Source organism: bacterium (genome assembly GCA_016703265.1).
In the GTDB taxonomy this organism is placed as follows: domain Bacteria; phylum Krumholzibacteriota; class Krumholzibacteriia; order LZORAL124-64-63; family LZORAL124-64-63; genus CAINDZ01.
In genome coordinates, this window is record JADJCK010000004.1 from 265235 (window position 1) to 279789 (window position 14555).

The window sequence follows — 14555 nt, forward strand, 5'->3', positions numbered from 1 at the left end:
AGCGCCACACCCAGTCACTGGGACGCGGGATTCCCCAGCATCCTCTTCGCCTGTGCCGGGCGCCGCAGCGCCTCGTAGGCCGAAGCTGCAATCCGCCTCTCGTCATCATCCCAGTCCCGCGGCCGTCCGTAGGGGCCCGCCCGTAGAGTCCGCAACGCGAGCGATGGCTCACCGACAGCCACAAGCTCCTCTGCGATCTTGCTGCGCCACCACCAGCCCCACGCGCGCTGGGCGTGCCGACGGCACATGAGGCGGTCCATGATCCTCCGACTCGTCGCTACGTTACCGTTCGACCTCAAGAGCTTGGAAGCGAGGAGATTGAATCTGGTGTCCAGGTCATCACAGAGGAGGAGCTCCTCGGCGAACGCATAGACAATCTCCGGCCGCCGGTCTTCGGGCATTGCCTCCACAACGGAAGGAATCAGCGTTGGGCTCAGTTCATGGGGATCCAGCCGGCGTTCAATTTCTGCGCGCAGCTGGCCGGCCGGGATCTTGGCGACTGAGCTCATGAACTCTGAATCGGCTTTCAGGAAATCAAGCAGTCCACCGATGTCGACGGGTCCGTCGTCATACCATCCACGCATCACCAGATCAGCGACGCGCCCGCCGGCCGCCACACCGGCGCCCATACGCGCCGCGAGTTCGGTGACATAGGTGCTTATCATGATCTCGAACTCGGCCCGGTTCCCATGTGTGTAACGATGATAGGTCAGGATCTCCCCGCGCTCCGTCAGAGCCAGCAAGCACCGCCCGACGACCGATCCCCGGCCGTCGCGCGCATAGACCACGGCCTTGTTGGCACCGGCCGCATTCAGGACGGCGATGTGGAAGTTCATACCGTCGGGGGACAGGTATGTTCCGAACGGCGCGCCCATCATCATGACGCGCGCAGGATCATGCTCGATCTCCAGTTGCACCCGGGATCCATCACTGAACTCGGCGGCGCGGCGCGAGTCCCCTTCCAACCAGGGAGCCAGGTCGAGGCCCATCTTGCGCATGCGCTCCGCGAAAGCGTGATTGTCCGCATGGTCGTACATGCGCGTTTCGCCGCGAGCAGACGCCGCGAGCATCTGGTGCGCCAGCGACCTGTAGCTCTCGGGGAGGCGCGCAGCCGCGCTGAACAGGATGCCGAAATCGCGCTCTCGAAGCGCTGCCGAGCCCAGCTCGACACCGAGAAATCGATCTGCAGCCGCGTGGATCTCAGCGTCCAATCCTGACGCGATCAGGGCCGCTTCGGCTTCACATACGCGTCGTTCGAGCCTGTGACGGGCTTTCTCGATCATCTTCTGCCTCGGACCTGCCGCGGGGCGCGCGCGGCGCTCCTCAAGATTCGCTACTCGTCGGAGAAGCCGATCGCGTCGCGAATCAGTGGCCTCGACTGCCAGCTGCCCAGATGAACGGGCACAGATGTGGAGCCGCATTTCTGCGGATCTGCGGATGTGCATGGAGGCCCCGGGGCTATCGCAACGGCCGGCCAGCTGGGTCAATCGTCCAGATCCGGGAGCTCTTCGTCAGACATTACCAGCTTGAGGACGAACTGCAGTTCCGGCATCTGCTTACCATCGATCTCCGTGGCCAGCATGCCGCGCAGATGCGCCCGCCGCGCCCGCAGTGCCTCAAGAATGCCGTTCGTCGCCAGTTCCGCAGGCAGCTCGGCCCGGGGATCAATGGTCACACTGAGAACCGCCGCACCCCGGACGGAACGCACTGAGGCCACTTGGAAATGCCCAGGTCCGGTTGCGGCCGGGGCCACGGCCAGGAATGCATCCACGACCCGTTGTGCGGCCTTCCCAACACGGCCCGCGTGAGGGTTGGGCTTGTCACCGATCCGGGATGAGCGGTCGAGGCCGCGGCGGCCGTCGGGGCCGTCGTCCGCACTCAGTTCATCGGTAAGCGTTGCGAGAATCCCAGGCAAACGGGTACTGGTTTTCCGCAGCCGACTTTCGAACTCGTCCTCGCCGGAGATGTCCCGATTGTCCATGTGTCAATTGTTCCGATCTGCGGAAATGGGTGCCAATGAACGGGTCATGCCGTTCAGGTCGTACGCGAGTTGCCAACGGCGCGAATTATCGCCGTTCGGGCTTGCGATGTTGCTCAATGCCGTTTCATCTAGAAGCCGGCGTTCCATCGTCTACCGAGGGTATCAGAAGTTCCGCAACCTGCTGCCAATTCTGCACGAACGTTGCCCACGGCGGACACTGCTTCGCGCCCCCAGGATCCCCAAACAGGTACAGATGCGGAACCACATCCCTGAGGATCTGCATGATGTGGATGCGATCGTCGACGAAATGCGTGATTCCGAGATCACGGCAGATCTGAGCCTTGTCCTCGCGGCGCGGGCAGAATCGGACCTGATTCGCGCTCATGCGGGTGCGGGCGAAGAAGGCCTCAGCTTCAAGCCAACTGAGGGTCTTCGCCTGCATGCCCGGGCCGGCCTTCGAGACGATCCAGACATTGCCGGCGTAAGCCGCGACCACGTCGTGCAGCGCCTCGTAAACGCCGTCTCTGGCGATCAGCGGCCTGCTGGAATGCGCTACACCTGTTCGCGCGTGCGAACTATCCACGCAGCTCGTGGCGATGACCCCACCGAAGTCGATGCCCACACATCCGTTCACGGACGCTCCGATCCGCGGGCTCCCGCACCGCGCCAGTAGTGTCAACGCACACGCCGCCGCTCATGTCACGCCTAAATGTCCTGATAGGCCGCTTTGTCCGGCTTCTTCAGGGCGCGTCCCGTTACGCGGACCCTCCGCCCGACTACTCCCACGCTGTCTACGGTATTCAGCACGAAGCAGTCATCTGCACCAACGCCGTGAGCGCCGCACCAGATATCGAGTATTTCCCTCCCAAACACTTCGAAGACGAGCGCGAGCCTGTCCGGATCTGTGACGACCGCCTGAGTATCCGGCCAATCCGCGCCGCAAAGAGCAACTCCAAGCCTGTCGTCAGGATCATGGTCCTCTTGCGCCAGCAGCCGCCATTCCGGGAGATTGCGCTCCAAAAAGTCGCGGACATAGGTCGCCGGCAGTTCCAGGGAGTATTCTTCGTCCACGGCGCCGGGGGTGCGCCAGTGTTGACCGAAGTTCATCGTGCGAACTGTCAGCGCATCGACCGCAACCGCGTCGCCGGATGCCGTGCAACGGCATGATGGCGTGTCTGTATACATCACTCGCAGATCTTCACCGCTGAAGGCAAAGCCGAAGCACATCGGGTCCCCCTCGCGCTTCCAAAGCAAATCGCCATGCTTGCTGCGTTCCCAATTGTCAATTCGGCCGTCGGGCATGATTAACTTCCCAGCTCATCGATATACCCCACCCCCACCCCCTCCGTAAGCCAAACCCCATTCGCCGAAACAAGGAACACTACCCCTGCACGCGACATCTCCCCCGCCCGCACCCGCAGCACAACCGGCACGCCGTGCCGCGCTCCTACGCTCCGGGCGGTCTCCTCGTCTGCCGACAGATGGACGTGGTGCCGGGCACCGCGGTGCAGCCCCTCGCGCCGGATCACTTCGAGGAAGCGCGCGGCCGTGCCATGGTAGAGCACTTCCGGCGGCACGCACGGTTCATAGCCAAGATCGATCGGCACCGAATGGCCCTGGCTGGCGCGGATCCGTCGTCCGTCCTCGCTGATGGCGTAACGCCGTTTCTCATCCTGCGCCACGACCAGATCCAGATCGGCGCGACCGAACATCCGCCCGTGAGCCGCACACGCAGCCAGCAGCGCGTCGATATCGACCCAACCGTTGGCGTCCAGCGCCAGGTCGACGGCATCGGGGCGATGCCGCAGGACGTAGCTCAGAAACCGACTGATGCGGATGTGCTTCTTTTCCATGCTCTCTTCACCGCTCTGACGACCGCCTGATCGCCTGGGTAGCCCACGCCCACGCTACATCCTGAACACCTTCCCCCGCGCCACGAACGGCAACTGCCCACGCCGCGGCATCAGGAAGGCGTGCTCCCGGCGGATCTTCACCACGTCGCACCCGCCGTCGGTGATGATCAGCAGCGGCCCCTTCTCCGGGAAGTCCTCCGCCGCCTCGAGCAGGTCGATCGCCGGCTGCAGTACTGTACCACCGCGTCCGCGCACCCGCACGCGGCCGGCGATATCCTCGGGGGCCAGGTACCCCTGGTCATACGGATGCGCGTCGCAGAAGACGACCCGGGCCAGCGGCACCTCGCGCGACACGCAATAGCTTGCGATCGCGCCCAGCGCATGTGCGAGCAGCGGCCGCTCCATCGAGCCCGAGGTATCGAGAACCACACCGAAGGTCCGCGCCTCCGCCCACCCATCCACCGGCACCCAACGGGGTCGGGGGATGTCGGGCGTCGACGATTGCCGTCGGCTCGGGCGGGCATACGTCCGGCGCCTTTCGACCGGCGCGAAGTAGACATCCAGCCACTGCGCAAGCTGGACGTCCCACGGGATCGGCGGAAACGATTGGGCCCGGATCTCCTCGACCAGTCCGGCCGGCAGCAGGCCTCGCCCAGCCTCCTGGTGATAGGTGAGTCCTTGCGCAAGGCAGCGCCGATAGAAATCGTCCAGCGACGTGCCGACATCGCCCTTCCACCACTCCTCGTTCATGGGGCCCAGGATGTCGCCGGCGGCGGAGCCCTTGAAGGTGGACAGCTTGCGGAATCGCCTCAGGTCGGTGGCCATGCGGTCGTAGAGCGATTCCGCCGACGCGCCGGCAAGCTGCGGGTCGTGGAGCAGGCCCACGCCGGGAGCATCGCCGATCCGCATCTCGATCAGCCACGCGTTGATGACGTAGTCGCAGGCGATGTTCCACAGGTAGGGATCACGACCGCGGCAGCGCTCCGCGTGACGCAGGCCCACGTGCAGCAGTTCGTGCGCCATGACGAAACGGCATTCGCGCTCCGAAAGCGCCGAGAGGGGATTGATGTAGATCTTCTTCTGCGACGGGTCGACGGCCGCCACCTGGATATCCAGCAGGCGGCAGGTCTTCAGGTCCTCGACGATCTCGAACGCCGCCGCCATCGATCCCATAAGGGGATAGCTGCTGATGAACCACGATTTCGCGCGTGCGGCAGCGGACTTCTCCCGCGGCGCCCCCGCGACCGCGCGGTCATCGATGCCGCCGGCTCGGTCCACCGCCTCGCTCACCGCACAGCTGACGCCCACCGAGAACAGCCGCGGCCAGTTCTCCGCGCGGCCCCACTGACGCACGAGGGGCAGCATGTCGGGCACCCCGCGCCCGGCGCTGCCGTATCCGCACAGTTCGTCCGGCACGCCGCCCAGGCACAGGTGCTGGTACAGTTCGTTCTCCCCGCGCGGGTAGGAGGTTTCGCACAGCGGCTCGGGCAGCCGCGCCATCTTCACCTCGGCAATGAAGCGCGCAACGGCATAGTCGCAGGCGATGTTCCATTCGCGCGGCCGTGCAACCGCGACCACGTGGCCGAAGGCGAGATGGAGCAGGCAGTGGGCGAGCGCATACCGCCATTCGTCGACCTCGGCCAGGAGATCGGGATGCGCATGCAGGACACCCGTGTTGTCGACGGCCACCAGTCCGTTGCGCGGATAGTCCGCTCGCTCCTGCCGCGTGATCGTGGCTCTCATCAGCAGGGGCGACAGGATCGGGTTGTCTTGCAGCGCCTGTTTGGCGGCAAGGTAGTTCTGGTCCGCCTTGTTTCCGGGCGTACTCTTGCGGGGCCGTTTGCTCATGGCTTCTTGTCGATGATGCGCGGAATGTCACGCACGATCTCGACCATGAACCAATCCTGCAGCGACTTGCCGTCATCCCCGGTCGCGACGACCATCTGCGCCATTTCCAGGCTGATGACTGCCAGATCGCGGATGAGGCGCTTGGCCGTGTGGCCCAGCTGGACCTGGGCCTCGTTCTGGTCCTGCTTGGCCGATGGCAGCTCCTTGATGAGATGCGCCCGAAAGGACTGGGACAGGAAATACAGCACGTCGCGGTCCTCGGGCGCCGCCGGCCACGGCATCTCGCCCTTGAGGATGCGGCCGAGCTGGAACCGGCTCCTGGTCTGCTTCAGGTAGGCCACGAACTGCGCCGCATGCGGAGGGGAAAGGCAGCCGAAGGCGAGCGCCTCCATGTGGGCTGGCGAGATTTCCCTGAAGCCGCTGATGGCGTCGCTCAGCATGTGCCACGCGCGAGGCGTCGAGAACGGTTCTTCGTGCTTCGGCGGCTGGCTCCACAGGTGATCCGGCCGCAGGCCGATGTACGCAATGATGTCACCGTGGATGGCGTTGGCGCCGGCCCACTCCAGCCAATCGCGATGGGAGACCTCGAGGTGCACGTGCACCATGCGGTTGATGAGCGCCGATGACATCTGCTTGACGATGGCGCTGTCCTGCGTCCGGTTGCCGGCGCCGATGACGATGGAGCCCGCCGGCATCGTATACTCCCCGACGCGCTTCTCGTGGATCAGGCTGTAGAACGACTTCTGGACCTCGTGCGAGCAGGCGTTCAGCTCGTCCAGGAAGAGGCAGTACGGTGCCTCACGCGCGATCGTCCGCGGCGGACAGAATGTACTCTTGCCGCCCTCGATCTGCGGTACGCCAATGATGTCCTCGGGCGCGAGCTGGCTGCCCAGCAGGGAGACGCACTCGAGCCCCAGGTTGCGGGCGAACTGCTCGACGAGACTCGACTTCCCGATCCCGGGCGCGCCCCAGATGAACACCGGGCGCATCGGCGCGACGCCGAGCAGGAACTCGGGAAGCTGCTTCTGGGTGAGGGTGCGGGTCGTGTTCATGGATCGAATCCTCAGGATCGCGGCGATAGTCATAGACTCAGCGAATGACCGCCGGTCGCAGCCAGCGCCGGGTCGCCAATCAGCCGGCCAAGCATCGATTATAAGCGTAGAGCCGGGTGTGTGGCGGCAAGAAATTCTGCCGTTTTCGCCATGGCGCGATGTTCGTAGTGGCCTCACGGCCGTAGTGCCCGGCCAGGGAACAGGTCGCACAGGAGCGAAGCGACGAGAACTGTTCGCGGAACCTGCTGTTGGGGCTCCGCGAACACGATTACCACAACATGGAGGAAAGAAGGGGCCATCCAGGACTCAGCGGATGGCCATTGCAGATTCGCTCAGCCAGGAAGTGTTCAAGCTCCCGCGTGCGGTCTCTTGGGGAACTTCAGCGGCGATATCACACACCGATCCTTGCACGTCCGCGAAAGTGCGTCAGGCAGTGGAAGCCACAGCACTTGCGGATCGCCTGGACGGAGAGGTAGTAGCGGCGCAGCAGGCTCTTCGCGTTCTCGACGCAGAACTGAATCAGGTAACCGCTGGAGCTAATCTCCGCCTCCCGCCAAGACAGGTCCGAAAGATGACAATGCAACATGTCTGCCAGGGGGCCGTAACGGCGGTTTTGAGTGCAGATTCGTCCGCAAGCCTCAGGTACCGTTGCCGCGCCCGCAGGCCGTGTCGTCGTGGATTGGCCACTCGCCGCCTTCCCCCGCCGTTCACCGCCGCGGCGATGCACATCCCTGCTGCACGAAGCGCGCGATGTCCTCGATGACCATCGGCGCCACCGGTCGCGGCGTCGCATAGTCAGCAGGCTTGGACTTGCCCGCGCCCGCGCGCATCAGGTGGTCGAGGTCGCCGTACACCTTATAACAGGTGCGCGGACCGGGCCGCAGGGCCGCCTGCCAGCGCCGGAAGTCCTCCATGGTCACCTGATAGTCGCGTGCACCCTGCAGGACGAGCACGGGGATGTCAAGGGCGGCCGCCTCAGCGGGTGCATCGTGCGCCTCGAGGTCGGCAAGATAACCCGCAGGCAACCCCATAAAGCTGCCCGTACCGGCCGGCGCCTCGCGGTAACGCTTCACGGACTCCGCCATGCGCTCGTTCTCGATCACCTCGTCCATCGTCAAGGTGTCGTCGACGGCGGCGATGTACCGCACCTGCTCGAGCACCATCTCGGGCAACGGCCGCGTGGCGCCGGCCAGGATGATCATGCCGTCAGCCTTTGCCTGTCCGGCGATGCGCGGCGCCACCATGCCGCCCAGCGAATGCCCCAGCACGTACACCCGCGCGGGGTCGATCTCCGGCCGCGTGCGCAGCAGCGCCACCGCCGCCACGGCGTCGTCGATGGACTCGTGCTGCACCGTCATCGCCGCGCCATGGGCCATCAGCGAGCCCGGGTTCGCGAAGCTGCGCTTGTCGTAGCGCAGGGTGGCGACGCCCTTCGTCGCCAGGCCGTTCGCAATGTCGCGGTAGGGGCGGTTGCCCGAGACGTTGCCGTCACGGTCGCTCGGCCCGCTGCCGTGCACCAGGACGACGACGGGGAACGGGCCATCACCGTCGGGCAGGGTCAGGGTACCGGGCAGCGCGCTGTCGGCGGGGCCGACGCTCACCTCGACCTGGCGCGGTTGCGGCCCTTCGGCGGCCGCGGGCGCCGCGCCCGGCGCCGCCTGGTGTGGCTTCAGCCACAGCCCGGCCACGTGCCCGTCGCCGTCGATGACGACCTGGAAGTCGAGGTTCCCCTTCTCGCCCCGCAGCGCGACCCGATGGTGCGTGTAGCCGCTCTCGGTGGTCTCCAGCCAGGCAGCGTCGGTGCCGGTGATGGCGCCGATCTGCGCGGTCACCGCAGCCATGATCTGGCTGATGGTCGCGTCGGTCATGGCGGCGGCGAGCTTGGCGTCGCCGAGGGCGCGCGCCGCGGCGCCGTCGCGGGCGACGACGGCGGTGGCGAAGGATTCGGCGGTGGTGGCATGGGCCGGATCCACTTGCGCCGGCGCAACTTCTGCCGCCTCCGCAGGCGCCAACCCCGCCACCGCGAACCACGCCGCCGCGAGCAGCGCCGCCCGCGCAGGACCGCGGTGCGATCGGAATGTGTGGCTTCCCATGTTCACGTCTCCTCGGCTCTGGTGAGCGTTGCGCGGCAGCGGCCGTCAGTGGCCGGCCGGCTCCGGGGTGAAGAACCGGTATTCGTAGCGCATCTCGCGCGTGACCGTTCCACTGGCATCGCGATCGGAGACCGCCAGCGGCAGCCGGTCCGGCCGGTAGGTGTAGACCTGGCTCGAGGCCACGGCGCCGTCGGGCCCGCGCCGCGTGATGTGCGCGAAGTCGCCGTCCGGCGTGTACTCGTAGGTGAAGGTCCAGGCCGGGGCGCCGTCGGCGCCGAACACTTCCTTCGTGCGGCGCCGCTTGCCGTCGTAGGACTGGCGCGTACGCGTGCGCAGCTTGCCGTCGGCCTCGCTCTGGATGGCCTCGGCCAGTCGCTCCAGGCCGCTGCCGGGCTCGTACCGGTAGCGGATCACGTACAGCGACTCGCCGGTCGCCCCGGTCTTGGTGACCACGATCTCGTCGCGCTGCGGCGCCGTCTCGTAGGTCAGTTCGTCGCGCGTGCCGCCCTCGAGGTCCTCGCTCACGATGCGGCGCACGAGGCCATCCGCATCGCTGATGAACGTCGTGCGCTCGGACAGCTTGCCTTCGCGCCAGGTCTCCTCGGCCAGCCAGGTGCCGTCGGGTGCGTAGCGGCTGACCGAGCGCTGGGCCTGCGCCGGATCCACGACGACCTGCTCGAGATGGTTGCCGTCGCGGTCGAAGGTGTTGGACAGATACAGCGACTCGGCGCCGCCTTCGACGCCCGGCCGCGTCACGAACATGTGTTGCTCGCTGACGCCGAGCGAGGCGAAGAGCTGGCGTCGCTCCGCCTGGTCGCGGTATTCGGCCATTGTCTTGGGAGGTTCGTCGTGGGCGCGGGCGGTGGCGGTGCCCAGGGACAGTGCCAGGGTGGTCGCCAGGAGCAGGGCCGGAAACGGTCGATTCATCCGCTGTTCCCTTTCCGTTCGCGCGGGCATCGTATCACCGGAAGAGTATCACCCGGGTTCGCCGGTTCCAGTCCCGATTCCGGCCTTTTCCCTGTCCCGCCTCTTCGCGGAGCTCCTGAGGTCGCGCTTCATTTCGCTCCAGCCGCACCTCAGCGCGTCGTCGGGATTGCTGTGGAACATGAGCAGGTCGGGAAACGCATTGGCGTCGGTCGCCGGCTTGGGCAGCAGGCCGGCTTTGCGGATCATGCCGTCACCGTGCTTCATCTGGTCGGCGGCGAACGGTGACGAATGGCCTATCCGCAGACCTCTGCCATGCGGTTGCGCTCGCGGTCCGGTCCGGACATGACCGGGCAGCCCCATCCACGCGTAACGCCCCATTAGCGTGGCAGTTAACCTCCGCGTGCTGCCTCCATCGGTGCGCCCTGCGCATCCTCGCCGATGCCGCATCGCATCCAATGATATCCGGAAACTCCTCATTCTTTCCTAAACCCTACCCCCGCGATAGCCGATTCCGCTTGCCTAACGTCCAGCCACGTCGCAGCGGCACGGGGCTTTGCCCCGGGCAGCGGGCTCCGCCCGCCGAACGACCTGCTTCAGGTTCGGACGCACTGGACAGACCGATGCCCTCTTGCAGGAGGTGGAGCCCCGTGAAGAAGACCATGATGACCGTGCTGGCTTTCGGGCTGGCTCTCAATCTCGCCGCGGCCGCGGTCGCCGAACCGGGCGTGACCGGCGGCGAAGTTGTTGTCGGCCAGACGTGCGCCCTTGGCGGACCGGCCCAGTCGCTCGGCCAAGGCATGCAGGTCGGGATCCAGGCCGCCTTCGCCCACGTGAATGCCAATGGCGGCATCAACGGTCGCCAGGTGCGCCTGGTGAGCAAGGACGACGGCTACGAGCCCGACCTGGCCATCGCCAACACCCGCGCCCTGATCGACCAGGACCAGGTCTTCATGCTGATCGGCGGCGTCGGCACACCCACCGCCAAGGCGATCGTGCCGATCGCGGACGCCGCCGGCGTACCGTTCTTCGGTCCGTTCACCGGCGCCGAGTTCCTGCGCACGCCGTTCAACCGCAACGTGGTGAACGTGCGTGGAAGCTACTTCCAGGAGATGGAGACGCAGGCGGCCTATCTGGTCGACAAGCTGGGCTACCAGCGCATCGCTTGCTTCTACCAGAACGACCCCTACGGCAAGGCCGGGCTCGAGGGCATCGAGAAGGCCCTCGCGCGCCGCAACCTGCAGTTGGCCGCCACCGGCACCTACGAGCGCAATACGACCGCGGTCAAGGGCGGCCTGATGGCGGTCAAGAGCGGCGACCCGCAGGCCGTGGTCATGGTCGGTGCCTACCAGCCGTGCGCCGAGTTCATCAAGCTGGCCAAATCGATCGGCATGACCAGCGTCACGTACACGAACATCTCGTTCGTGGGCACGGACGCGCTGGTCGCCGCGCTCGGCGACGCCGGCGAGGGCGGCATCATCTCGCAGGTCGTCTGCTATCCGTGGGACACGAAGGTGCCCCTGGTGGCCGAGTACACGGCCAGCCTGGCGAAGCACCAGCCGACAGCGCAGCCGGGCTTCGTGTCGCTCGAGGGCTATATGGTCGGCAAGCTCTTCTGCCAGGTCGCAGCGAAGTGCGGCGGCAACCTCACGCGCGCTGCCTTCCTCGACGCCCTGGCCACGACCGGCACCTTTGATCTGGGCGGTGTCACGCTGCAGTTCGGGGCACAGGACCACCAAGGCATGGACACGATTTACATGACCGTGATCCAGGGCGGCAAGGCCGTGCCGCTGGCCGACAACCCGATGTAATCGCGACTCAAGGAGGACACCCATGCACTGGAGAGCGCCTTCGGGCATCCAGTCCCGGCTGATCGTCGGCTTCGCGCTTTGCGGCGTGTTCACCCTGGTCTCGGCGACCATGGGCGTGACGTCACTGGGCCAGATCCACCACCTGCTGAATCAGATGGCGGGTGACATCGGCACCAGCATCGCCGAGCAGAACCGGGCACTCCAGTCATCGGTGTCCTCCGACGTCTCGGCCCGTGTCGCCTCGCAGCTGAGCCTCAGCGAGGCCACCGCCTCGCTGAGGGCCGGCATCGGCGCCGTGACCGGCGCCCGCGACACGGCAACCCTGCAGGCGGCTGCCGGGGAAGCGCTGCGCCTGGCCGGTGCCGTGCAGGGCGACGAGGCACGCGTCCTGGCCGCGACCATTCGCGAGCGGCTGGTGCCGCTGCGCGAGGCCGAACTCGCTGCGGCCGCGAGCGCCGTCAGCCGCCGTGAAGCCGCCGCCGCGATCCTCGGCAAGATCAGCACAACGGCCAACGTCATCGCCGACGACGCCGAGTTCGAGGTGCTGATGCTGGACGACCGGATCAAGGGCATCGAAAAGTCCGCCGCCGACCAGGCCGCGCTGGCGGCCGGGCTGGCCGAGCTCAAGACATCGTTCCACGGCATCGTCGGCTCGGTCATGGCGGCCCAGAAGGTGAAGATCGGCGGCCAGACGCTGCTGGCGCTGGCCAATGAGGCCGTGCTTCAGTCCGACCCGGCCCTGGTCGATGCGCGCGGCCGCGAGATCGACACCATGATCGAAACGACGCAGGCCAGCGTACGGGGGCTGCCTGCGGGGCCCAACCGCGACATCATCGCGGCGCAACTGGAAGCGTGCCGGCAGCCGCTGGTCGTGATGCTGGAGAGCCACAAGAAGGGGCTGGCTGTCGCCGTCGACCTGAGGAGGCTCCTGGATGCGGGCACCGGTTCCGGCTCGCTGCCCATGCAGATCGGCGCGCTCGAGCGTGCCATCCTCGACCAGTCGCAGGAGATGGGCCGCCAGATCACCAGCAGCCTGGCTACTTCCATGGCCAGCCAGGACGAGACGCTGCGCCAGTCGACCGACAGTTCGATTTCCACCGGCGCCGGACGGGTGACGTTCTGGCGGACGGTGCAGGTGGGCATCGGCATCGCCGCCGCATTCCTGGCCGCGCTGACCGGCTGGGCGACCTATCGTCGCATCGCGCCGCCGATCAACCGGGCGATCAAGACGCTGGACTACGGCAGCCGCCAGGTGACGACGGCCTCGGACCAGGTGGCCACCTCCAGCAACGGGCTGGCCGAGGGCGCCGGCGAGCAGGCCTCGAGCCTAGAAAAAGTCAACGCCGCGCTGGCGGCGCTGGTGGCGATGACGGGCGAGAACGCCGATAGCGCCGAGCGCGCCAACGTTGCCGCACAGGGCGCCCTTCGGGACGCCGATGCAGGAGCCGTCATTCTCGAACGGTTGGCGGGTACGATGGGTTTGATCAAGTCGTCGACCGACGAAACCGTCAAGATCATCCGCACCATTGACGAGATCGCGTTCCAGACGAACCTCCTGGCGCTGAATGCCGCCGTTGAGGCGGCGCGAGCCGGCGACGCCGGTCGCGGCTTCGCTGTCGTGGCGGAGGAAGTGCGGAACCTCGCCCAGCGCAGCGCCGAGTCCGCGCGCTCCACGTCGGCCCTGATCGCCGAGGCGAAGGAGAATGCCGAGCGCGGGGTGGCCGTCTCGCAGGAAGCCCACGAACTGGTGGGCTCGATCATCGGCGGCCTGCACCAGATCGCCGGCCAGGTGGACGGGATCGCGAAGGCCGGTCGCGCCCAGCGTCACGGCATCGCCGAAATCAACCAGGCGATCTCGATGATCGACCGCGTCACGCAGTCGAACGCCGCGGCAGCCGAGGAGTCGGCAGCGGCAGCGCAGGACATGGCCGCGCAAGCGCGCGACCTCACCGGCTCCGTGTCCGACCTCCTGGCGCTGGTGGGGCGCGGCGAGGAACAGGCCGCCGCCGACCGCTGAGGCGTCGCCGGCTGCCGCCGGATCTCAGGCAGTGAAAAGGCCTCCCAGACTCAGTGGGGGGCCTTTACAGATTCGCTCAGCTAAGAAACGCTCACGCCACCGGATGCGGGCTCTTACGGAACTTCAGGGGAGACATCCCGCAACGGTCCTTGAACGTCCGCGAAAAGTGCGCCAGGCTGTGGAAGCCGCAGCGCTTGCTGATCGCATCGACCGAGAGGTCGAAGCGGCGCAGCAGGCTCTTCGCGTTCTCGACGCGCACCTGGATCAGGTAGTCGCTGAAGCTCATCCCCACTTCCTGCCGGAACAGGTTCGAGAAGTAACCCGGCGACAGGTTGACCATCTCGGCCATCTTGTCGCGGTTGATGTTCTCGTGGAAATGCGCCAGCACATAGCGGCACGCGTACTCGGCCCGGTAATCCTGCAACGTGTGGGATGCGCGGATGATGTTGCCCTGCTCATCGACCAGCACGATCTCGGGCAGGTTTTCACTCCACAGATCCTCGTCGCCGGGGATGGTGTGCGGGCCCGTGTCCAGCGCCGTCCCGCTCGGCTTCTCGGCCTGCGGATGAGCGCTTCCAGGATGGCCGGCCGTCACGGAATTGAGGAACTCCGTCACCATGCGGGCCGCTTTGACGACATTCGACTTGCGCGCCACCAGCATCGGGGCGCCAGCCTGTGAGGTCGGTCCGACGAGGGCAGCCCGCAGCGCATCGGGCGTCTCGGCGGCGTACACGAAGTTCAACGAAGCGGCGGCCATGGCCTCGGTCGACTCGCCATCCTGCATGCGGTGCATGAGGATCTGCGACCCGAACAGCGCCAGGCACAGCTCCGTCGTGTTGGTTTCAGCCCGCGGACAATAGAACAGGATCCGCTGGCTCTCCTCTCGTCCCTGGATGAGATGCTTCGGATAAGTCGGAAACTCGATCACGAAACAGGTCCACGGTTCTTTGAGAGGTTCGTACCGTTCTTCCACAAT

General features: G+C 66.4%; 13 protein-coding genes. 2 read left to right on the forward strand and 11 right to left on the reverse strand.

Annotated elements, in window-relative coordinates; translation table 11 throughout:
* Positions 1–14 precede the first annotated feature (14 nt).
* The 10 genes from IPG61_08485 to IPG61_08530 form a co-directional block, all read right to left on the reverse strand.
* Positions 15–1283 (reverse strand): hypothetical protein, encoded by a 1269-nt coding sequence (locus IPG61_08485; GenBank protein MBK6734113.1) that lies wholly within the window; start codon positions 1281–1283, stop codon positions 15–17.
* A gap of 200 nt (positions 1284–1483) precedes the next feature.
* On the reverse strand, positions 1484–1981 hold the full coding sequence (locus IPG61_08490) for a hypothetical protein (protein MBK6734114.1): 498 nt from the start codon (positions 1979–1981) through the stop codon (positions 1484–1486).
* Positions 1982–2105: 124 nt separating this feature from the next.
* Positions 2106–2603 carry a hypothetical protein gene (locus IPG61_08495; protein MBK6734115.1) on the reverse strand — a complete coding sequence of 166 codons (498 nt, stop codon included), beginning with the start codon at positions 2601–2603 and terminating at the stop codon, positions 2106–2108.
* Between the two features lie 83 nt (positions 2604–2686).
* Positions 2687–3283 carry a hypothetical protein gene (locus IPG61_08500; GenBank protein ID MBK6734116.1) on the reverse strand — a complete coding sequence of 199 codons (597 nt, stop codon included), beginning with the start codon at positions 3281–3283 and terminating at the stop codon, positions 2687–2689.
* Positions 3284–3285: 2 nt separating this feature from the next.
* Positions 3286–3834 carry an RNA 2'-phosphotransferase gene (locus tag IPG61_08505; protein ID MBK6734117.1) on the reverse strand — a complete coding sequence of 183 codons (549 nt, stop codon included), beginning with the start codon at positions 3832–3834 and terminating at the stop codon, positions 3286–3288.
* A 54-nt stretch (positions 3835–3888) separates the two neighbouring features.
* Entirely contained in the window at positions 3889–5682 is a 1794-nt protein-coding gene (locus IPG61_08510) for a peptidase (protein MBK6734118.1), read from the reverse strand.
* Positions 5679–6734: an AAA family ATPase gene (locus IPG61_08515; protein MBK6734119.1), complete on the reverse strand. Its 1056-nt coding sequence runs from the start codon at positions 6732–6734 to the stop codon at positions 5679–5681. The genes IPG61_08510 and IPG61_08515 overlap by 4 nt, the downstream gene beginning before the upstream one ends.
* A 707-nt stretch (positions 6735–7441) precedes the next feature.
* Complete coding sequence (locus tag IPG61_08520; GenBank protein ID MBK6734120.1) at positions 7442–8827, reverse strand: alpha/beta fold hydrolase; 1386 nt, start codon at positions 8825–8827, stop codon at positions 7442–7444.
* 45 nt (positions 8828–8872) lie between these two features.
* Positions 8873–9754, reverse strand: a complete 882-nt coding sequence (locus IPG61_08525) for a hypothetical protein (protein ID MBK6734121.1) — start codon at positions 9752–9754, stop codon at positions 8873–8875.
* A 48-nt stretch (positions 9755–9802) separates the two neighbouring features.
* Positions 9803–10000 (reverse strand): hypothetical protein, encoded by a 198-nt coding sequence (locus tag IPG61_08530; GenBank protein ID MBK6734122.1) that lies wholly within the window; start codon positions 9998–10000, stop codon positions 9803–9805.
* 413 nt (positions 10001–10413) lie between these two features.
* On the opposite strand from IPG61_08530, the gene IPG61_08535 reads away from it, so the two are divergent.
* Together IPG61_08535 and IPG61_08540 are read left to right on the forward strand one after the other, a co-directional pair.
* Complete coding sequence (locus IPG61_08535) at positions 10414–11562, forward strand: ABC transporter substrate-binding protein (GenBank protein ID MBK6734123.1); 1149 nt, start codon at positions 10414–10416, stop codon at positions 11560–11562.
* Between the two features lie 22 nt (positions 11563–11584).
* Positions 11585–13579, forward strand: a complete 1995-nt coding sequence (locus IPG61_08540; protein MBK6734124.1) for a hypothetical protein — start codon at positions 11585–11587, stop codon at positions 13577–13579.
* A gap of 91 nt (positions 13580–13670) precedes the next feature.
* Here IPG61_08540 and IPG61_08545 read toward each other — a convergent pair whose 3' ends face one another.
* Positions 13671–14507, reverse strand: coding sequence for a helix-turn-helix transcriptional regulator (locus IPG61_08545; GenBank protein ID MBK6734125.1), 837 nt, complete (start codon positions 14505–14507; stop codon positions 13671–13673).
* Positions 14508–14555 lie beyond the last annotated feature (48 nt).